Raw genomic sequence first — 19,302 nt, 5'->3', positions numbered from 1 at the left:
TTATTATGGAGTAATTATGTTCTTTCGAATATAATGTGCATGGAGGTAACATTCATTTTACCGGGTTCTTTTTTGGATTGCAAATGGAAAATATTGGTGATAACGGCCGGCTGATGGCAAAAGCCGGCCTTTTGGCATGTTTTTTTAATTTGAACAGAGAAAAAAGATTTATCTTGTGAATTAAACATTTTTGTGACATAATGATGTAAACGGTTACACATCAAAAAAGAAAAATGGTGGGAGTAATGGCGACGATCAAAGATGTGGCGAAAGAAGCGGGGGTGTCGGTGGCGACCGTTTCCCGGGTGATCAACCGGAACGGGTATGTTCAGGAGGAGACCAGAAAATTGGTGGAAGCCGCCATTTCGAAATTGAATTATTTGCCGAATGAAGTGGCCCGTTCTTTATATTTCCAAAAGTCGAAGCTGATCGGGTTGATCATTCCGGATATCACCAACCCCTTTTTTCCGGAAATTGCCCGGGGAGTCGAAGATGTTCTGCAACAAAACGGATACCGCTTGATTATCGGAAACAGTGATGAGGATGCAGAAAAGGAAGTCCGTTACATTGAAACGTTCACCCAACATAATGTGCTTGGCGTGATCAGCACCAGCAGTGAAGAAGTATCGCAATGGGAAAAATTAAATATTCCCGTTGTCTTGCTGGACCGGATTCATCATGACTTTCCGTTTGTATGTTCCGATCAAAAGGAAGGAGGGCGGCTGGCTGCGCAAATCCTGCTGGACCGGGGCAGCCGCAATATCACGTTGCTTCGGGGCCCGAAACATGTGCGGACCGCGTATGAAAGATTTTTTGCGGCGCTGGAAGTTCTCGGGAAATCCCAAGTGCAGTTTCAGGTGTTAAACACTTCTTTTTCTTTTGACGGGGCTTTGGAAACCGCCGGGAAACTGTTTGAATTGTATCCGGACACGGACGGGGTGATCGCCGTCAATGACATTGTGGCCTCGGCCGTGTTGCGGGAGGCGTTGCGACGGGGCAGGAAGATCCCGGAGGAGATGCAAATCATCGGTTTTGACGACATTCCGATGAGCAAATTTCTGTTTCCCGCTTTATCCACCATTCAACAGCCCGCCTATGAAATGGGAAAGGAAGCGGCCAAACTGTTGTTGGAGAGAATCCGTCAAGCGGATATCAAGAAAAAGCAAATCATATTGCCTGTATCTTTTGTGGAAAGAGAGACAACCAGAAAGGCAGGGGATGGAACGTGGCAAAAATAGCAGTGATCGGCAGTTCGTCCATTGACTTGGTGGTGAGTGCGGACAAGCGTCCGCAAGCCGGCGAAACGGTATTGGGGAATTCGTTTGAAACCGTTCCCGGCGGAAAGGGAGCCAACCAGGCGGTGGCCGCGGCACGGCTCGGAGCCGATGTGACCATGATCGGGCGGGTCGGGGACGACGACTTCGGCGAGATCATCCTGGAGAATTTGAAAACCAACGGGGTCAATACGAAATATATGGAACCGGTTACACATACCCGGTCGGGAACCGCACATATCACCTTGGCGGAAGGGGATAACAGCATTGTTGTCGTCAAAGGCGCGAATGACCATACCACACCGGAATATGTGAAAAAAGCCGAATCTGTGATTCGTGAAGCGGATGTCGTGCTGGTTCAGTTGGAAATTCCGATGGAGACGGTGGAATTTGCGGCTGAGCTTTGCGACAAGCTGGGGGTTCCGCTTTTGCTCAATCCCGCACCGGCACGGCCCGTCAGCCGGGAATTGATCGCGAAGGCTTCATTCATCACTCCCAATGAACATGAATTCAAGCTTTTGTTTGACGGGGAAGACCGTTCCGAAGTGCTAAAAAGATATCCGAACAAATTGATCATCACGGAAGGGAAAGAAGGGGCACGCTTTTTTGACGGGGAGAAAGAATGGCTGGTTCCGGGAATCAGCGTGCCGGTGGTGGATACAACCGGTGCCGGGGATACCTTTAATGCCGCATTTGCGGTTCAAATTGCCGGGGGAAAATCCGTTTATGAATCCCTTGAATTCGCCAACCATGCCGCCGCATTGTCTGTGACGAAATTTGGTGCACAGGGTGGGATGCCGACGGCAGAAGAAGTGAAAAGGAGTCGGGAAGGATGAAAAAAACCGGAATCATCAACAGCGCCATTTCCAAGATTCTGTCCGATTTGGGGCATACGGACCGGATTGTGATTGCCGATGCGGGACTGCCGGTGCCCGCCGGCGTTCCCAAAATCGATCTGGCCGTCACGGTGGGAAATCCGTCGTTTGAAGCCGTCGTGAAAGCGGTTCACGGGGACATGGTGGTGGAGAAAGTGTTCGCTGCAGAAGAAATCGTCGCCGAAAATGCAAAGCAACATGCGTTTTTGACCAGCGAATTTCCGGATCAAATCAGTTATGTCCCGCATGAAGAATTCAAGCAGATGACAAGGCAGGCCAAAGCCGTCATCCGGACAGGGGAAGCCACGCCTTATTCCAATTGCATTTTGCAGGCAGGGGTCTTTTTCTGACAAGGGGGGATGCATGATGCAAATTGAAATGCTAGATATTTATAAATCCTTTGGCGCGAACAAAGTCCTGGAAGGAGTCCGTTTCACTCTCCTTCCGGGAGAAGTGCATGCCTTGATGGGGGAAAACGGTGCCGGCAAATCGACCCTGATGAATATTTTAACGGGACTTCACAAGCAAGATAGGGGCCGCATTCTGATCAACGGCGAGGAAAAACAGTTCCAAAATCCCAAAGAAGCCGAAGATGACGGGATTGCTTTTATTCATCAGGAATTAAATATCTGGCCGGACATGACCGTTTTGGAAAATTTGTTCATCGGCAGGGAAATCACCAACAAGCTGGGGATTTTGAAAACGGAAGAAATGAAAGCGCTGGCAAAAAAGGTGTTTGACCGTTTGGGAATCTCGCTTCCTTTTCACCAAGAGGCCGGAAAGTGTTCGGTCGGGGAGCAACAAATGATTGAAATCGCCAAAGCTTTGCTGACGGATGCCGAGGTCATCATCATGGATGAGCCGACATCGGCATTGACGGACCGGGAAATCGAGTCCTTGTTTCAGGTGATGCGGTCGTTGAAAGATGACGGAGTTTCCATTGTTTATATCTCTCACCGGATGGAAGAGATTTTCACCATCTGCGACCGGATCACGGTGATGAGGGACGGGAAAACGGTCGATACCAAGCCGGTTCAAGAGACTGACTCGCAGGAAGTCGTGAGAAAAATGGTGGGCCGGGAATTGGATGAATGGTTTCCGGAAAGAAAGGCCCAACCGGGGAAAGTCGTTCTGGAAGTGCGCCATCTCACGCGATCGGACGTGTTCGGGGACATCAGCTTTTCGGTGCGTTCCGGCGAAATCCTGGGGATTGCCGGTTTGATGGGATCGGGAAGGACGGAGATCATGAGAGCGATTTTCGGGATTGACGCGTATGATGAAGGCGAAATTTTGATCGACGGCCAAAAGGTCCGCATCAAGCATCCCGGTGACGCCGTTTCCCATGGCATCGGTTTTATTACGGAAAACCGCAAGGATGAGGGGTTGCTGTTGGACTTTTCGATCAAGGAAAACATGAGCCTGGCCAATCTGAAAAGCTTTGCGCCCCACGGATGGATGAAAACCAAAGATGAAGAGACGTTTGTCCAAATGATGGTGGAGCGATTGAAAGTGAAAACCACGTCGTTGGATGAACTTGCCGGAAACCTGTCCGGGGGAAATCAGCAGAAAGTGGTGCTTGCCAAATGGATCGGGACGGCTCCGAAAGTTCTCATCTTGGATGAACCGACACGCGGAATCGATGTCGGGGCGAAAAAAGAGATTTACCATCTCATGAATGAACTGACGGAAAGAGGAATGGCCATCGTGATGATCTCTTCCGAGTTGCCGGAGGTTTTGGGAATGAGCGACCGGATTCTGGTTATTCACGAGGGCAGACTGGCCGGGGAATTGAAACGGGAAGAAGCCACACAGGAAAAAATCATGGTTTTGGCAACAGGGGGGGATCAACATGGAACAGATCAGTAAAAAAAGTGCCGGCCTCATACAAAAATTGGGACCTTTTTTGGCGTTTGTTTTGTTGTTTGCGGTGGTGGCCGTTTTAAACCCGTCATTTATCGAACCGCTGAACTTATTGAATTTGCTCAGACAAATTTCGATTAATGCACTCATTGCTTTTGGTATGACGTTTGTCATTTTAACCGGCGGCATTGATTTATCGGTCGGTTCCATCCTGGCTTTGTCCAGTGCGTTGATGGCGGGCATGATCGTATCCGGCGTGGATCCAATCCTGTCCATATGCATCACTGCGCTTCTCGGGGCCTTGATGGGGGCGGTCAACGGGCTTTTGATCACCAAAGGAAAAGTGGCGCCTTTTATTGCCACGCTGGCCACCATGACCATTTACCGGGGATTGACGCTGGTTTATACCGACGGAAATCCGATCACCGGTCTGGGGGATCATTATAGTTTTCAATTGTTCGGCCGCGGATATTTCTTCGGTATTCCGGTTCCGGCCGTCACCATGCTGATCACGTTTTTCATTCTGTGGTTTATCCTTCACAAAACGTCATTCGGAAGAAAAACATATGCCATCGGCGGGAATGAAACGGCGGCGTTTGTTTCCGGCATTAAAGTAGACCAGGTGAAATGCTTGATTTACAGCTTGGCCGGAATGATGGCGGCGATATCCGGAGCCATCCTGACTTCCCGCTTGAATTCCGCCCAACCGACGGCCGGTACGGCTTACGAGATGGATGCCATTGCCGCGGTGGTTTTGGGCGGAACCAGTCTGGCCGGCGGGAAAGGAAGAATTTTCGGGACGTTGGTGGGTGCCCTCATTATCGGGACTTTGAACAACGGCCTCAATTTGCTCGGGGTTTCTTCCTTCTACCAACAGGTGGTCAAAGGAATTGTCATCCTGATCGCCGTTTTGATTGACCGGAAAAAATCATGAGGAGGGTGTCGGTGATGAAGAAGCTGGTTCATCTTCTGTTGATGTGTTCTCTCATTTTCATTTTATCGGCTTGTTCCTTGGAACCGCCGGAATGGGCCAAACCTGCCAAAAAGAAAGATCTGGCCGACGTGAAAATCGGCTTGAGCGTTTCCACGTTGGACAACCCGTTTTTTGTTTCGCTGAAAGAGGGGGTCTTAAAGGAAGCGAAAAGCAAAAACATGGAAGTGATCACCGTTGATGCGCAAGATGACACTGCCAAACAAATCAATGACATTGAGGATTTAATCCAACAAGGCGTGGATATTCTCTTGATCAACCCGACGGATTCTTCCGCTGTATCGACGGCGGTGCAAAATGCCAACCACATTGGCATTCCGGTCATCACGCTGGACCGGACGGCTGATCAGGGAGAGGTGGCTTCCTTTATCGCTTCTGACAATATCGAAGGAGGAAAAATGGCGGCGGAATTTATCATTGGTCAATTGGGCAAAGATGCCAAAGTTGTCGAATTGCAAGGAACACCGGGGGCTTCGGCAGCGCGTGAACGGGGACAAGGATTCCGTTCCGTCGCAGACCGGGATTTGAATGTAATCGCCCGGCAAACGGCCAATTTCGACCGGACCCAGGGGTTGAATGTCATGGAAAACCTGCTGCAGGGCCATAAAGAGATTGATGCCGTGTTCGCCCAAAACGACGAAATGGCGCTGGGAGCCATTGAAGCCATCAACAGTTCGGGAAGAGACATTTTGGTGGTTGGTTTTGACGGAAATGATGATGCCATCAAAGCCGTCCAAGATGGAAGGCTCGGCGCCACCATTGCCCAACAGCCTGAATTGATCGGAAAAGAAGCGGTGGTGGCGGCTTCAAAAATATTGAAAGGGGAAAAGGTGGACAAGAAAATTTCCGTTCCTTTGAAATTGGTCCAATAGAAACGTTGGAAAAGCCGCCTCGCCGGATGCGTCCGGAAAGCGGTGAACCGATTGAACCGCCTCGTGGGAGGCGGTTCTTTTTTGTCCGGGACAAAGCGGAAATGTTCTTCATTTTCTCTTTACTTCCGGCGGAGGGTATGCTATATTAAACTTGATTAATCAAATCGGAATTGTGAGTGTATATCAGGGTTTCCATTGCCGATCAGTCAACTGAAGGCACCTTTGCTTGCGAGGGTACACGCAGGCGGGGTGCCCTTTTTTATTCCATGCCACAGAGAGGAGATGCTTTATGCCCAATGTGTTGATTGTCTCCGGAAGTCCGTCGCGCACGTCAAGGCTGAACGGGATGGTTGATTATGCCCAAACCCATTTGCAGGAAAAAGGACTGAAAGTCGGGGTGATCCGCGTTTCGGATCTGCCGGCGGAGGCACTCATTACGGCTGATTTCGAACATCCCGCCATTCAAGAGGCCAACCGCCGGGTGGAAAACGCGGATGCCGTCATCATTGCGAGTCCGGTTTATAAAGCTTCCTATACCGGTATTCTCAAGACCTATCTTGATTTGTTGCCGCAAAAAGGGCTTGCTGAAAAAGTCATTCTTCCCGTTTTTATCGGCGGAACCATCAATCATTTATTGGCCATCGATTATGCTCTGAAACCGGTGTTGTCCGTATTGGGAGCGCGGCACATTTTGGCCGGCGTTTACGTCATCGATTCCCAGGTGCAACGGGACAGCCAGGGGCAATTGGTGTTGGACGGGGAAGTGAAACGGCGGTTTAATGATGCTCTCCGGGAATTGATCGAAGAGGTTTTGTGGCATTCAGGCAAAAACAAGAAAAACCGCCTTTTGTCCGGAGTGAACAGGGGGGTCGCGGGAAATTGAAAATACAATCTGCCAAAATCCCCCCGGCGCCGGCCAGGACGCATCTCGTGCATCAACCGGATTACCGGTTTGCCGCCTGGTGCCGCCGGCAATACGGCATCAACCGGGGGATTTACAACACGATTGATGATGCGCTGTACCGGTTTGGTTTGAAAGACATCGTGACCCGCCGCAACACCATCGTCTCGTTTTTGGACGAGGTTTATCAGTCCGGAAAATGCCGGGAGAAGGACCGGGTCAAATTCGGAAAAGGCATGCTGATGGCCACACTCCATCAATATCTTCGCGATTCGTTTCCAATTTGTTGAAATGAGGTGAAGAAGCGATGGCATTAAAGTTTGCTTATTGGGTTCCCAATGTAAGCGGCGGATTGGTGATTTCAGACATCCCGCAAAAAACGGATTGGTCTTTTGAAGCCAATTTGCGGTATGCCCGGATTGCCGAACAGGGCGGATTTGATTACGCGTTGTTGCAAACCCGTTTTGTGGGCAGTTATGGTGCGGAGAATCAATTGGAAGCGATCACGTTGGCGGCGGCATTGGCGGCCGTCACCCAAAAGATTCGTCTCATTCCGGCAATTCTGCCGGGCTTGTGGCACCCGGGCGTGGTGGCGAAAATGATCGCCACCTTGGATCAGATCAGCAACGGGCGGGCCGCGGTGAACATTGTAAGCGGTTGGTTTAAAGATGAATTCCACAAATACGGGCAACCCTGGCTGGACCATGATGAGCGGTATCGCCGGTCCGAAGAGTTCATCAGGGTGCTCCGAAGCATGTGGACGCAGGAAGAAACCACCTTCACGGGAGCTTTTTACCGCATCTGGCAAGCGCCGCTCAAACCCAAGCCCGCCACTTTGCCGCCCGTTTTTCAAGGGGGGAATTCCAAAGCGGCCAAGCAAATGGCGGCGCGGGTTTCCGATTGGTATTTCATGAACGGGAACACCTTGGAGGGGATCCGGAAACAGATTGATGAAGTGAAGGAATTGGCGGCCTTGGAAGGGAGGAAGGTTCAATTTGGCGTGAACGGGTTTGTCATCGTCCGGGACACCGAAGAAGAAGCAAAGCAAGTGCTGCGTGAGATCGTGACCCATGCCGATCCGAAGGTGGTGGAAGGGTTCCGGGATCAGGTCCGTTTCGCCGGCAAAGCGTCTCCGGAAAGAGAAGGGATGTGGGCCAATTCCGGTTTTGAGGATCTGGTTCAGTATAATGAAGGGTTTAAGACGGGATTGATCGGAACGCCTGAGCAGGTGGCCGACCGGATCATTGCGTTGAAAAAAGCCGGGGTGGACCTGATCTTGACCGGGTTTCTGCATTATGAGGAAGATTTGGCGTTATTCGGCGAAAAAGTGATTCCGCTGGTGCGCGAAAGAGAACGGCTTTTGGAACAACCGGTGACAGACTGACCACCAAAAGGGGGAGAATGAAACATGAGCAAGGCGGCCGATGAAAAAAGATACCGGGACGAAGTGCGGGAGATCGTGGAAACCGTGGTGAGACCGCGGGCGGAACAAATTGACCGGGAAGGTGTGTTTCCAAGGGAGAATTTGCAAGCGTTGGCCAAACACGGGTGGAACGGAGTGCTCATCCCTGAAAAATGGGGTGGATTGGGCCTGAACCATGTGGCCTTTTCCATCGCCGCCGCGGAAATTGCCAAAGGGTGCGCTTCCACCGCCTTGGTTTACGTGATGCATGTGGGCGCTGCACAAACGATTCATCTGTATGGAAATGACGATCAAAAGCGCCGCTGGCTCGAACCGGTTCGACACGGATTGATCGGAACTTATTCCACGAGCGAAAAAGCCACCGGCGGTCATTGGTGGTTCAACTTGAGCGAGGCCGGACGGGACGGCGACGAATATATTTTGAATGCGGAAAAATCGTTTACGACCAGTGCCGGACAAGCCGATTTTTATGTTTTTCAAACCAGGTCCCCCGGCGCCCGCAAACCGACGGACATCAGTTTTTTCATCATCGACGGGAAAAAGCCGGGGATCCGACCGGGGCATTGGGACGCATTGGGAGTCAGGGGAAACCACAGCGGTCCCATTCGGTATGAAAACGTAAGAGTGCATGCCCGGGACCGCTTGGGGGAAGAAGGCCAAGGAAAAGAAATCGTTGAAAACGGTGTGTCGCCTGTCTACCTGATCGGTTTGGGATCGGCCTGGGTCGGGGTGGCGGAAGCAGCACTCGAAGAAGCCGTTCAGTATGCCAAAGGGACCATCCATCGGGATTTTAATAAGCGGTTGGCCGATTATCAGGTGATCCGGCAGGAATTGGCGAAAGTGAAAATCTTGCTTGAAAGCCTCAAACATTGGCAAAATTATTTGGCCTGTGAGCTGGATGCCCTTCAGGCGGAAGGACGGCCGCAAGCAGAGCTTTTGATCCCGCTGGTGGAGTTTAAAGTCCATGCGGCGGAAGTTGCAAGCAGAGCCACACAAGCGGCGATGAATGTGAGCGGAGGTTACGGGTATAAAAAAGGGGTAATTGAGCGGTTGTTCCGGGACGCCCGCGCTGGCATTGTCATGGGCCCGTCCAATCATATTGCCCGCGAATGGATCGGAAAATCCCTGCTTGGTTTGCCCTTGGAGTTGTGGTATGAAGGAGGAGAATAAAGCCGTGAAACGGTCAGATCATGAAGGTACTTTTTTCGCGACAGCCATTGGGGGAAGCAAATATTATCACGGGGCGAAAAATTGATGCCGACAGCCGGATCTGGCTGTTCAAATCGGCTTGGGACTTGATCGGCAGTCCGTTGGGTTCCAGACAAGAGCTTTATGAACGTTTCCACCGGGGATCCCGTGCGGATGTATGACCGGCGATACTTGGAATAAAATAAAAACGCTTGATCGATCCGGTGTGGCAATTGGCAGCAATCAAAAGGAGTGGCGGGCCGTAAGTCCGGTCAAATCAGGCGGTTTGAAAAAAACAGGAGATTTTTGTCTCCTGTTTTTTTCGGTTTTTTCCTCTTCCTGCTTAACCAAGCCCATGCTGCATATATATAAAAGGGATGGATTGAAAAATAAAATTCACCCCCGGCCCCGGTCGGGCATATGGTGAAGATGAATGGGTTTTTGACCAGTGGGATGGAGGTGTCGCAGATTGCCCGGTATGTTGACGGCGATGGCTTTTATGGTGAAAGAGCTCATTGCGTTTGTCTCGTACATTAAAAACAATGCCTTTCCCCATCCGCTTTCATCGGAAGAAGAGGAAAAAGCATTAAAAGCGATGGCCCGGGGAGACACCAAAGCGCGCAATAAGCTGATTGAGCATAACCTGCGTCTGGTTGCACATATTGTGAAAAAGTTTGAAAATACGGGAGAAGACAATGAAGATTTGATCTCGATCGGCACGATCGGTTTGATTAAAGCGATTGAATCGTACCAGATGGGAAAAGGGACAAAATTGGCGACGTATGCGGCACGGTGTGTGGAAAATGAAATCCTGATGTATTTGCGTTCATTAAAAAAATCCCGGAAAGATGTTTCCCTGCATGACCCCATAGGCACAGACAAAGAAGGAAATGAAATCACCTTGATCGACATTCTCGGAACGAGAGCGGATGACGTGGTCAAACAAGTGGAGATGCAGATTGAGCGGCGCAATATTTATCAGCACATCCATATATTGGATGACCGGGAACAAGAGGTGATCCGGGCGCGATTCGGGCTCGGGGGAGAAAGAGAGAAGACGCAGCGGGAAATTGCAAAGGAGCTGGGGATTTCCCGTTCTTATGTTTCCCGGATTGAAAAAAGGGCGTTGATCAAGCTGTTTCATGAGTTTTACCGCAATGACCGGAAGCTGGAATCAAGATAAAAAGATGGAAGAAAAAGCAGATCTTGCCCGTTGTGGTTTCGGGAAAGATCTGCCGGCAGTTCAAGCCCTTAATTTTTCGGTGGATTGGAGAGTCCGTGAATCAAATAGTTTCCCCATTCACGCATCGCGATGACTTCTCCGGATTCGGCCGCTTTTTGCAGCCAGATTTCTCCTTCTTCGATATTTTGCTCCAGTCCTTGTCCATTCAACAAACGGTAACCCAAAACCCTCATAGCCACGGATTCCCCGGCTTCTGCGGCTCTTCTCAGCCACATTTCCCCTTCCTCGGGGTTTTTCTCCAATCCGTCTCCTTCAAGCAAACGGTAACCCAAGATTCTCATGGCCACCGGATAATTGGCTTCCGCTGACTTTCTGAGCCACATTTCTCCTTCTTCGGCATCTTTGGCCAGCCCTTCACCGACCAACAAACGGTAACCCAATTCCATCATGGCCCACCGGTCGCCGGCATCCGCTGCTTTTCTCAGCCATCTTTCGCCTTCTTCCAAATCTTGTGCCACTTTTGTGCCGGTCAACATAAGATAAGCCAACTCGGTCATCGACCAAATGTCTCCGGAGTGAGCCGCCCGGCGCAACCATTTGATGCCTTCGTCGACGCCGAACTGCTCTCTTTTTTTGCTCAGGTCAATCACTTGCGCGTTTTTTTCGTTGGGTTGTTGATTGTTTTCATGTTCACTCATCGTTTCTCACTCCCCCTGTGATGGATCAAGGATCCGTTTTGAAAAAAGATTTTGCTTTGCCTATGTATTTACAGTGAGTCCCTTGGCTGTTGTGTTTTTGTCCGGGAAAGCAAAATCATAAGAAAAGTATAAACTGAAAAAATGAAATTGAGGAGAGGGCGATTAAAACAGGGGATATTAAAAAGAGTTTTGTGTTTCTTCTATGGACGGCCGGGCCGAAAGAATAAAACCAAAAGAGTGAGGGTTCTGCTATTACATTATCTTTGCATTCACTTGGTAAAAGATTACCAAAAGATTACCAAGTTATATGAGACACCTGTGATGGGATTTGACTGGAGTCTTGCAAGTTGGATTCATGGAGGAATTTTTGAAAGAAGAATGAAAAAAGATTGAGGAAGATTCTCAATATTTAAAACAATTTAATTCATGTTTTAAAAAAATATTAGTGACAAAACAATCAAAAACAAAATCAAAATGACAGGTATCACAATGATCGAAGCAAATCCTTTCCATGAACCAATGCCGTGAATTTCCCCAATGATTTTTGAGTAAACCATGAAATAATAAATGGTCATTATTAATCCGATCAATAAAGCAATAAAAAACAACAGTATCAAGAAAAATGAGGAATCAATATCCGGTGTCTCTGTTGTAAAGTTTTCTTCTCTGAAAATGAGGAGCATGGGAATGAACAAAGCAAGTTTTGTTGAATACGGAACAGTTGCCCAAGCGGTTGCTTTATATGTTTCTTTAAAAGTTGCCGTTCCTTTAAACAAGCGAGTGCCTGCATAAGTCAAAAGACTGTATAAAAACCAGGAGATAATACCGATGATTGGTCCCAAAATTACTGATAAGACCAAAATGGTCGGGACGGCCATCGTATCGCCTGCATTCCGGTTCATTGCTTGTTCCAAAAACAAGGTGATTCCATATAATATAGCCAAAATAAAAAATATTCCACTTGAGCAATTGGCGATGGCTTGGCGAATGACTGACTTAGGCTGCTTGATCATTGGAATCCAAAATTCCTTTAATGTAACCAACATTTTTATCACCTTTCTATTGGATTACGACACCGATGATGTCGTCTTTTTTGATTGCTCCGTAATATCGGCTGTCTTGGCTTGCGGAACGGACATCGCCGAGAACAAAATACTGGCCGGTCGGGACATGTACCGGTTTGAAATGGTCACTTTTGTTTTTATGTAAGAGATAAGGTTCTTCGAATTTTTCGCCGTTGATATAAAGTTGGCCTTCCTTGATTTCCACCATTTCGTTTCCAAAAGCAACCCCTCGTTTCGTATGTATCTGATTCAGACCAGGGGCTTTGAAGACGATGATATCTCCTCTTTGTATGTAGTCAGGGTTTTTTTTAACAATATAAACTTCTCCTTCGGCCATGGCGGGCTCCATACTCTTTCCTGTCCCTTGATAAAATCCAAAAAAGGTGTTCCAAATGATAAAAATAATGAGAAGAAGTACGGCGAGAATGACTATAATCCCTTTACGGGATTTTAACCAAGCCACATAATTTCCTCCTTTCAGACTGTGGCTTCAACAATAATTATATTTTCTATTCAGATTATAACGAATACTTTGCCTTTAATCCATAAAAAAGACCAGTGAAACACTGGTCTTTACATACTGTCAATATTTTCAGCCGGGTGATATAAAGCGTTAATAAACTCTGTAAAGGAAGAGCCGAATATCTGAACACGATTGTTTAATTTATTTTTATCAAAAATAGCTTCCAATGCATCGTTTTTATCTTTCCAAAGAATCAAGGGATTCAGGTTTCCGGGACGGTAGTAAAAACAGTAATGGTTTAATGACCCGTCAAAGGCGAATGGCACGAGAAGCCCGAATTCTTTAAACTCTTCTTCCCCAAAATAGAGGGCTTCAAATTCTTCAATAATGGAATCTGGTGGGTAAAACGCATCAAAATGATAATGTTTCCCATCGACGAGGAGATACGTATTACCATCTTCCGGGGAAGCATATTGTTGCACCCAATGAATATAGTCTTTGGGAAGTTTCACACCAATTTCTTCCTCAATTTCGGCAAATTGCTCGTCGGGGATTTTTTCTTCTTGCTCAGCCCAAGAAATCAATATTTAAATCTCCTTTCTTTAATAAGCAGGCCGATAAAAAATCGATAAATTATTTTTTTCATACTAAATACAACGATGCTACCTCCTTTTTGATATTGAATAATAATGAAATGCTTCATCTATTAAATAAACTCAACTTTCAAATAATAAATAGGATGAAAATTATCTCGAAATGATTGGAGAGAGTTGAATGAAATATAAGGATTTGTTCATTTTGAGAGGTGAGGAGTTATATTGATTAAAAAAATTCTTGAGAAGAACAAAGTCTGTGGCATATCAGATGAGGTTTTAGATAGGCTGACTTGCAAGCCGCAAAAGCCCCGCACTGAAAATCTCTTTTTTATCCAGGTTTGGGGCTTATCGCAGATTGCCTTGCGTCTTGCAAATTTATGGATCCGGATGGTTTCCCGCCATTCGGATCCAATGAACGATTGGCTAGGATGGCACCATGGGATTGGTTTTTGAAAAAATGTTGATCTCTTCCTCAACGGATGCCAGATTCAATTCGTTACTGATCAATTGTGTCAAATGAAAACTGAGTTGATTCAGCCGTTTGAAATATTCCAGATCTGACTGCAGTTTGTATCCGTCCGATTCGGTTAAATGTCCGATGAAATGCAGGATGGAAAGAGCGATCCGGTTTTGTTTCCGGCCAAGGTCCGATTTGAATCGTTTTTGGATCCATTTCTCCGGCAGCTCCTTGATGAGATGGCCAAATGTCAATGGATCCTGCCCGATGTTCTTGATATAATCCGGAGACCAGGATGGATGCGCTTTATGTATTTTTTTGACCGTACGGGGATGGGCCGTAAACTGAACAGCCTGATGATAAACCGCATGGGCTGAATACAAGTGATGGTCATCCTCCGGGGCAAGATTGGCTGCGATGAGATAGTAATAAATCAGGTCACTCATGTCTTTACTGAGAAACAATTTGTTTTGGTCATGGAATTGCTTTAACCATTTGTGCAGTTCATCATATTTTTGGAAACTTTTCTTTTCGTTAAATTTTTCTTCGCTGTAATTGGGAGTGGAGAGAAGATCAAAATAGTATTTTTGGTACTTTTTTATTTTCATGATGAGTTCCTGATACAATCTCATCCGCTTTTCCAAGATTTGATCTTGGACTGAGGACCGTTGCGGCCCGGCGGAAAACGAATCGGCCTTTTGGTTTCCATGATGCATCCGGACAAGCATGGCCACCAAAGCAAACAGGGTGATGCAAATGTTTAAAAGAGAAACAACAATGGCGGCCTCAGCTTTTGGAATGTGATCTTTGATTAACCATAAGTTGGTTCCCAAAAGAAATCCTGCAACGATGCTGAACAGAAACAACAAAATCGATGTGAATACATACTTTTTCAACGAAAACCTCTCCTTTTATCGCAAAGGGGACCCCCTTCCACCATGATTTCGTGTCACACGGTCATCAAAGGCATGAAACTTGGCATTATACCACTCGCATTTAATTTTTAATCAACAAACCGCCCTTGCGGATTGCTGAGATAGACCTTTTTCTCGAAGGAATTTTTGGATGATAAAAAATTAGTCCCCTCTGTATGAAAAATTCTGTTTCTATAGAATTATATAAAGCATGAATAAAATCTGTAAAGATTAAATAGGGAAAACACCAATAAAAAAGGCCTGAGCTTTTCCTCAGGCCTGAATGATACGAGTCTCTTATTTACGCAGCCTTAAGCGGGTAAGGAGAGAAGGGATATCATTGGCTAAAAACGCAAATGATTTTCGCTCGAAGTCTTCCAACCGGACGGTTCCGTGTTGGTTGTCCACCTCCACGATCCGGCCGTTTCCTTCCATTCCCAACGGGATGTGTTGCAATCGGGGGTGATTTTCTTTGTAACCTTTTACCATATACGCAAAACTGTCCAATTCGATCCGGGGCAACACCGGCTCCAGTGGATGCAGTCATTTTCAATAAATCCGTCGAGTTCGGCAAACCAGTAGCTGTTAAAATATGCTTTGATGGAAGGATGAAAAACAGCCCCGAGTTGATTTTCCAGTTCCGTGGTTGAGATATCATCCTTCATACAACACTTCGACCTCCAACCACGATTGGTTTTGCAGAGTGAAAAAATTATTTGTTCGTATTAATTTTTGAATTTATAATGATAATAATAACTTTAATGAGGGGGGATTATTATGAGTGAGCAAAACAACTCACAATTTCACTTTGACCGTATTACTGGACAAATTAATATTGGACAAGGAAAATCGAAAAATATTAACATGTATAATGCTGTTAGTACGGAACAAATCAATAATGTAAAACAGTTGGTTGAACGACTATTAAGCGAGATTAATGATATAAAGGAATTAAATGATGCGGACAAAGAACAAATTAAATCTTTAGTTAAAATAGTGGAATCCCAAATGGAAACGGGGAAAGTAGATCAGGGGATTGTTGCAATTCTTAATGAGAAGTTGCAAAATATTTCTAATTTATTTGAGGCAGGTTCATTTCTAAACAGTACAATTGATACCTTCATGAACTTATTAAAGTAGTAAGAGAAAGGAGAATTTATGAGTGAATAACGATAGTAAAAGTATTTTTAATATATCAAGTTTTGAGGGACAGCTAAATATTACTCAAGATGATGCGCAAACTTACGGGATTATGGGATATGAAGAAAGAAAAGGAATAAAATGTAAAGGGGTTACAAATCAAATTTTCCAAGGCAGAAGATTATTTTCAGATCATCGGGATTTGTTTTTACAGAAAATACAAGAAAGTATGGTTATAGGGGAATTAAAATTCGATTTGGATAAAAAAATTGATAAACTCTTACTGATTTGTGATCGGTTGGTGGCCGGTTATGGTGAGGATCCTTATTTTCATAAAATAAAACATATTCCAATGTTGTTAGAGCAAAAGGGATCTGATTTGATGTCCTGTTATCAGTGGAGCGATATCATCTTGGAATGGTTGAGGTTAATTTTCTTTGTTATCAATTCCAAAACATCAATTAATAAATCGAAAGTGAAAAAAATGTCTTTTAGTGAATTGTTGGTTAATTTGAAGTTAGAAAGACAATATTGCTTTCAATCATTTCTTCGATCAAAACATATGCATAACATTTCAAATCTAGTTCCTAATGATTGGGAACGAATAGGACTTGTTTCATTATTAACACCTGTATACATCTATAAGAAGAAGCTTACCCAGTACTTACGAGGCTGTATCTTGAATTCTATTGAAAATTCAAATTTAACCCCATTACTTGGATCGATTAGAGATGAGCGAAACCGGCATATAAAACAATTTGCAGCTCGTGAAGAAATTATTGGTAAATTATTTGAGATTATGACAAGCGATAAGACAGGATTTAGTCGTTATTTTATGTTAGTTGGCGATGAGGGGACAGGTAAGACAGCATTGTGTAGCAAATTATCAGAACAATTTGCTTCTATGTATACTAGTTTTGGGCCCAGGGAAATTGAGGTGAAGAAATATGCTCCATGGATACCTGGAGTTATCATGCATTACGGAAAACAATCCAATCAGCCTTATGAAATTGTTCTCTCTCTAATCGAACAAGCTAATACATTATTGCTACATCCTATACAGACTAAAGAAATCAAGGAAGTTGGAGAAATGAAAGAAATCGAGCACAAGCTGATTGAAGAGAAGATTGGACTACAAGATAAAGGATTTGATTTTGAAAAATTAATGACTATCCGACGAAATAATTTGGTTCAAAGCAATGAGAAGTTAAGTCGTTATTTATACCAAGCTTTAGATCAATTGTCTAAAGAACTTGGTCATGTTGTAGTTTTGATAGATGCATTAGATGAAATTAGTCAGGATGGTGAGACGCTTTCGTTTTTACCTAAGTCATTGCCTGATGGGGTAGTTTTATTAATGACTACACGTCCGGGGCAAGTAGAGAAATGGGTATGTTTAAATCGTCCTGTAGAAACATTCACGCTTAATCACTTGACTCGGGAAGAGATACCTTTATTAACTGGTATACCTGATGAGGGAAGTGAAGAACGGTCATTTAATGATAAAGTAATGGAAGCGAGTGATGGATGGCCTTTATTGGTGTCTGCGATTTCTAAAGAAGTGAGAAGATGTAACTTTCAAATAGATAAGGTTGAAATTTATGAAAGTAGAAGTGTTTTTTTAGATCGGATGGCAGAAAATTGGCAATCCTATTCGATTTCAGCTAAAGATAATGAGATCTTAGAAGAACTTTTACCTTTATTGGCTTTGTTTGAACCAGTTGCACCACTTCATTTTAGTGATATCCAGAGCTACTTGCACTATCATGGTTTTTATTTAAATAAACCGCGCTTGATTAGAGTATTAAAATTAGTGGAAGAGCAGATTGAGGGTTTAAAGTCAAAAACTTGGGTTAAATTGAGGTTCAAAGTTTTTGCAGAGTATGTACGAGAGGAATACTATAGCCCAATTGATATGGAAGAAGTATTTATTAATATATTAGATTGGATAGCTTCACTAAAAAATGTTACAGAAAAGAAAATGGAATTAATAGAAAAATTTTTCATCTTTTATACTGACAAAAAAAATTGCGAACAGTTGGGTGTCGAAATAGATTTATTACAACAGTTAAAGGAAAGAGGTTGCTCACAATTATTATTTAATTTATCTGATTGTCTTATTGGAGAAAGCAAAACAGTAGGCAAAAAATGTTTACTATTTGCGATTGATTTAGAAAATGTGGATGCAATGAGGAAGTTAGCGTGGCATGTAATTAATGATGAAGATTTTGGTATTGATAAAACATATGGTGAAAATCTATTGCGTCAGGCGATTGATTTGGGTTGCATTAAATCTATGTATCTATTAGGAGTGTGCTTGATTGATGGAAATCTTGGAAGAATTGATGTCTTGGAAGGGGAACAATGGTTAAGAAAAGCAGCTGAAAATGGTGAGGTTCAAGCGATGTTATCATTAGGGATAAGATTTTTAACAGGGAATGGATTTAAACAAAACTCTAAAGAAGGTGAGATGTGGTTAATTAAAGCGACACAAACAGGAGATTTACAGGCGAAACGAATCTATGGAGGAATTTTGTTTGAAGGGGAGTATTTGAATGATAGAGAAAGAGGAAAAAAATTGTTAAGAGAGGCGGCAAAAGAAGGTGATCAAAGAGCGATGTTAAGATTGGGAGTTAATCTCGTCGATAATTATATTGATAAGGATGAATTGGAAGAGGGAGAAATGTGGTTGAGAAGAGCCGCTCAGCAAGGAATAGGAAATGCAATTTTGGCTTTAGCTGGTAAGTTATACGAAGGAGTAAATTTAAAAACTCAATGGAAAGAACTCGAAGTTTGGTTGAATAAAATAAAAAGAATACCAAATATAAAAGAAATTTTAATGGGGGTTGGGGCCGTTTACTATAAAGCTAATAATTATCTATTGGCATCAAAATATTTTTTGGAATGTGCTGAAAGCCAAAATTATGGTTTAGCATATAACCTTCTGGCATATATGAAACGTAGAGAAGAAATTCCTCAGGAAAATGATAAATACTCATTTGATGAATTGATTAGGTTTTCTTTAGAAAGTGAAGAAGAAAAAGAAGAAGCGTTATTATATGCCACCATAAATAATATTCTTAATCAAGTTGCATCTAACACTGATAAAGAATCTTGGTATCAATGTGATCAAACTATTGCGGAGAAAGGAAATAAACTTTCAATAGTAACTGAATGGTGGTATAACTTGGTTGACGAAGCTGATCCAGAACGTGATCTGGTTATTGGATGGTTGGTTCGTCATAAAATTATCGATGACCCCGATGGAATGTCCATTAAAGAGCGGATGAAGAGAGCACGGGAGGGCGGTTGGAAAGTTCCAGAGTGGATGGATGATATGAGAAAATAATGGAGTAATTAAAGGGGTATCTTGATGAAGCTATGTATTGAAGAGGGAAGCAAA

At 44.6% G+C, this 19,302-nt stretch carries 19 protein-coding genes and 1 pseudogene; 14 read left to right on the top strand and 6 right to left on the bottom strand.

Annotated features, from left to right (window positions below; translation table 11 throughout):
- Window positions 1–245: 245 nt before the first annotated feature.
- The 12 genes and pseudogenes from I8U23_RS05155 (at window position 246) to sigK (ending at window position 10,567) form a co-directional block, all read left to right on the top strand.
- Window positions 246–1,238, top strand: a complete 993-nt coding sequence (locus I8U23_RS05155; RefSeq protein ID WP_037994678.1) for a LacI family DNA-binding transcriptional regulator — start codon at window positions 246–248, stop codon at window positions 1,236–1,238.
- The gene (gene rbsK / locus I8U23_RS05150; RefSeq protein ID WP_049720389.1) at window positions 1,226–2,110 is read left to right on the top strand and encodes a ribokinase; all 885 of its coding nucleotides are present in this window, start codon (window positions 1,226–1,228) and stop codon (window positions 2,108–2,110) included. The genes I8U23_RS05155 and rbsK overlap by 13 nt, the downstream gene beginning before the upstream one ends.
- A complete protein-coding gene (gene rbsD, locus I8U23_RS05145) occupies window positions 2,107–2,499 on the top strand; it encodes a D-ribose pyranase (protein ID WP_049720388.1) in 393 nt (130 codons plus the stop codon). Before rbsK ends, rbsD begins: the two co-directional genes overlap by 4 nt.
- A gap of 16 nt (window positions 2,500–2,515) precedes the next feature.
- Window positions 2,516–4,015, top strand: a complete 1,500-nt coding sequence (locus I8U23_RS05140; protein ID WP_049720387.1) for a sugar ABC transporter ATP-binding protein — start codon at window positions 2,516–2,518, stop codon at window positions 4,013–4,015.
- Window positions 3,999–4,943 (top strand): ABC transporter permease subunit, encoded by a 945-nt coding sequence (locus tag I8U23_RS05135; RefSeq protein WP_037994670.1) that lies wholly within the window; start codon window positions 3,999–4,001, stop codon window positions 4,941–4,943. The genes I8U23_RS05140 and I8U23_RS05135 overlap by 17 nt, the downstream gene beginning before the upstream one ends.
- A 14-nt stretch (window positions 4,944–4,957) precedes the next feature.
- Window positions 4,958–5,872, top strand: a complete 915-nt coding sequence (rbsB, locus tag I8U23_RS05130; RefSeq protein ID WP_037994667.1) for a ribose ABC transporter substrate-binding protein RbsB — start codon at window positions 4,958–4,960, stop codon at window positions 5,870–5,872.
- 289 nt (window positions 5,873–6,161) lie between these two features.
- A complete protein-coding gene (gene ssuE / locus I8U23_RS05125; RefSeq protein ID WP_198050808.1) occupies window positions 6,162–6,755 on the top strand; it encodes an NADPH-dependent FMN reductase in 594 nt (197 codons plus the stop codon).
- Window positions 6,752–7,063: a hypothetical protein gene (locus I8U23_RS05120; RefSeq protein ID WP_138614897.1), complete on the top strand. Its 312-nt coding sequence runs from the start codon at window positions 6,752–6,754 to the stop codon at window positions 7,061–7,063. The genes ssuE and I8U23_RS05120 overlap by 4 nt, the downstream gene beginning before the upstream one ends.
- Window positions 7,064–7,080: 17 nt before the next feature.
- Window positions 7,081–8,157: a dimethylsulfone monooxygenase SfnG gene (gene sfnG, locus I8U23_RS05115; protein WP_198050807.1), complete on the top strand. Its 1,077-nt coding sequence runs from the start codon at window positions 7,081–7,083 to the stop codon at window positions 8,155–8,157.
- Window positions 8,158–8,181: 24 nt separating this feature from the next.
- Window positions 8,182–9,366, top strand: a complete 1,185-nt coding sequence (locus tag I8U23_RS05110) for an acyl-CoA dehydrogenase family protein (protein ID WP_198050806.1) — start codon at window positions 8,182–8,184, stop codon at window positions 9,364–9,366.
- 71 nt (window positions 9,367–9,437) lie between these two features.
- Window positions 9,438–9,585, top strand: a pseudogene (locus I8U23_RS05105) (4-hydroxyphenylacetate 3-hydroxylase C-terminal domain-containing protein); the annotation flags it as partial.
- A gap of 268 nt (window positions 9,586–9,853) precedes the next feature.
- Window positions 9,854–10,567, top strand: a complete 714-nt coding sequence (gene sigK / locus I8U23_RS05100; protein WP_198050805.1) for an RNA polymerase sporulation sigma factor SigK — start codon at window positions 9,854–9,856, stop codon at window positions 10,565–10,567.
- 68 nt (window positions 10,568–10,635) lie between these two features.
- On the opposite strand, the gene I8U23_RS05095 is transcribed toward sigK, so the two are convergent.
- From I8U23_RS05095 to I8U23_RS05070, 6 genes are all read right to left on the bottom strand, one after another.
- Window positions 10,636–11,265, bottom strand: coding sequence for a tetratricopeptide repeat protein (locus I8U23_RS05095; protein WP_049720381.1), 630 nt, complete (start codon window positions 11,263–11,265; stop codon window positions 10,636–10,638).
- A gap of 431 nt (window positions 11,266–11,696) precedes the next feature.
- Complete coding sequence (locus I8U23_RS05090) at window positions 11,697–12,308, bottom strand: YIP1 family protein (RefSeq protein ID WP_165489733.1); 612 nt, start codon at window positions 12,306–12,308, stop codon at window positions 11,697–11,699.
- Window positions 12,309–12,324: 16 nt separating this feature from the next.
- Window positions 12,325–12,792 carry a signal peptidase I gene (gene lepB / locus I8U23_RS05085; protein ID WP_198050804.1) on the bottom strand — a complete coding sequence of 156 codons (468 nt, stop codon included), beginning with the start codon at window positions 12,790–12,792 and terminating at the stop codon, window positions 12,325–12,327.
- Window positions 12,793–12,902: 110 nt separating this feature from the next.
- Window positions 12,903–13,376 carry an SMI1/KNR4 family protein gene (locus tag I8U23_RS05080; protein ID WP_049720378.1) on the bottom strand — a complete coding sequence of 158 codons (474 nt, stop codon included), beginning with the start codon at window positions 13,374–13,376 and terminating at the stop codon, window positions 12,903–12,905.
- 435 nt (window positions 13,377–13,811) lie between these two features.
- Window positions 13,812–14,741 (bottom strand): hypothetical protein, encoded by a 930-nt coding sequence (locus tag I8U23_RS05075; RefSeq protein WP_049720377.1) that lies wholly within the window; start codon window positions 14,739–14,741, stop codon window positions 13,812–13,814.
- A gap of 315 nt (window positions 14,742–15,056) precedes the next feature.
- Window positions 15,057–15,281 (bottom strand): hypothetical protein, encoded by a 225-nt coding sequence (locus tag I8U23_RS05070; RefSeq protein ID WP_049720376.1) that lies wholly within the window; start codon window positions 15,279–15,281, stop codon window positions 15,057–15,059.
- A gap of 255 nt (window positions 15,282–15,536) precedes the next feature.
- On the opposite strand from I8U23_RS05070, the gene I8U23_RS05065 reads away from it, so the two are divergent.
- Window positions 15,537–15,899, top strand: a complete 363-nt coding sequence (locus I8U23_RS05065) for a hypothetical protein (protein ID WP_037994654.1) — start codon at window positions 15,537–15,539, stop codon at window positions 15,897–15,899.
- A 22-nt stretch (window positions 15,900–15,921) separates the two neighbouring features.
- On the top strand, window positions 15,922–19,248 hold the full coding sequence (locus I8U23_RS05060; protein WP_049720375.1) for an AAA family ATPase: 3,327 nt from the start codon (window positions 15,922–15,924) through the stop codon (window positions 19,246–19,248).
- Window positions 19,249–19,302: the final 54 nt, after the last annotated feature.

It is taken from the genome of Thermoactinomyces sp. CICC 10735, from assembly GCF_016055175.1.
GTDB classification, from domain to species: domain Bacteria; phylum Bacillota; class Bacilli; order Thermoactinomycetales; family Thermoactinomycetaceae; genus Thermoactinomyces; species Thermoactinomyces vulgaris.
The sequence above is the reverse complement of the archived record's forward strand: the minus strand, read 5'-3'. Positions and strand labels throughout refer to the sequence as shown.

What these genes read in the sequence shown, in the direction of transcription:
- I8U23_RS05140 (WP_049720387.1), top strand. Translation starts at nt 2,516, where the DNA reads ATGCAAATTGAAATGCTAGATATTTATAAATCCTTTGGCGCGAACAAA.
- I8U23_RS05110 (WP_198050806.1), top strand. Translation starts at nt 8,182, where the DNA reads ATGAGCAAGGCGGCCGATGAAAAAAGATACCGGGACGAAGTGCGGGAG.
- sfnG (WP_198050807.1), top strand. Translation starts at nt 7,081, where the DNA reads ATGGCATTAAAGTTTGCTTATTGGGTTCCCAATGTAAGCGGCGGATTG.
- rbsB (WP_037994667.1), top strand. Translation starts at nt 4,958, where the DNA reads ATGAAGAAGCTGGTTCATCTTCTGTTGATGTGTTCTCTCATTTTCATT.
- rbsD (WP_049720388.1), top strand. Translation starts at nt 2,107, where the DNA reads ATGAAAAAAACCGGAATCATCAACAGCGCCATTTCCAAGATTCTGTCC.
- I8U23_RS05095 (WP_049720381.1), bottom strand. Translation starts at nt 11,265, where the DNA reads ATGAGTGAACATGAAAACAATCAACAACCCAACGAAAAAAACGCGCAA.
- I8U23_RS05065 (WP_037994654.1), top strand. Translation starts at nt 15,537, where the DNA reads ATGAGTGAGCAAAACAACTCACAATTTCACTTTGACCGTATTACTGGA.
- I8U23_RS05135 (WP_037994670.1), top strand. Translation starts at nt 3,999, where the DNA reads ATGGAACAGATCAGTAAAAAAAGTGCCGGCCTCATACAAAAATTGGGA.
- ssuE (WP_198050808.1), top strand. Translation starts at nt 6,162, where the DNA reads ATGCCCAATGTGTTGATTGTCTCCGGAAGTCCGTCGCGCACGTCAAGG.
- I8U23_RS05155 (WP_037994678.1), top strand. Translation starts at nt 246, where the DNA reads ATGGCGACGATCAAAGATGTGGCGAAAGAAGCGGGGGTGTCGGTGGCG.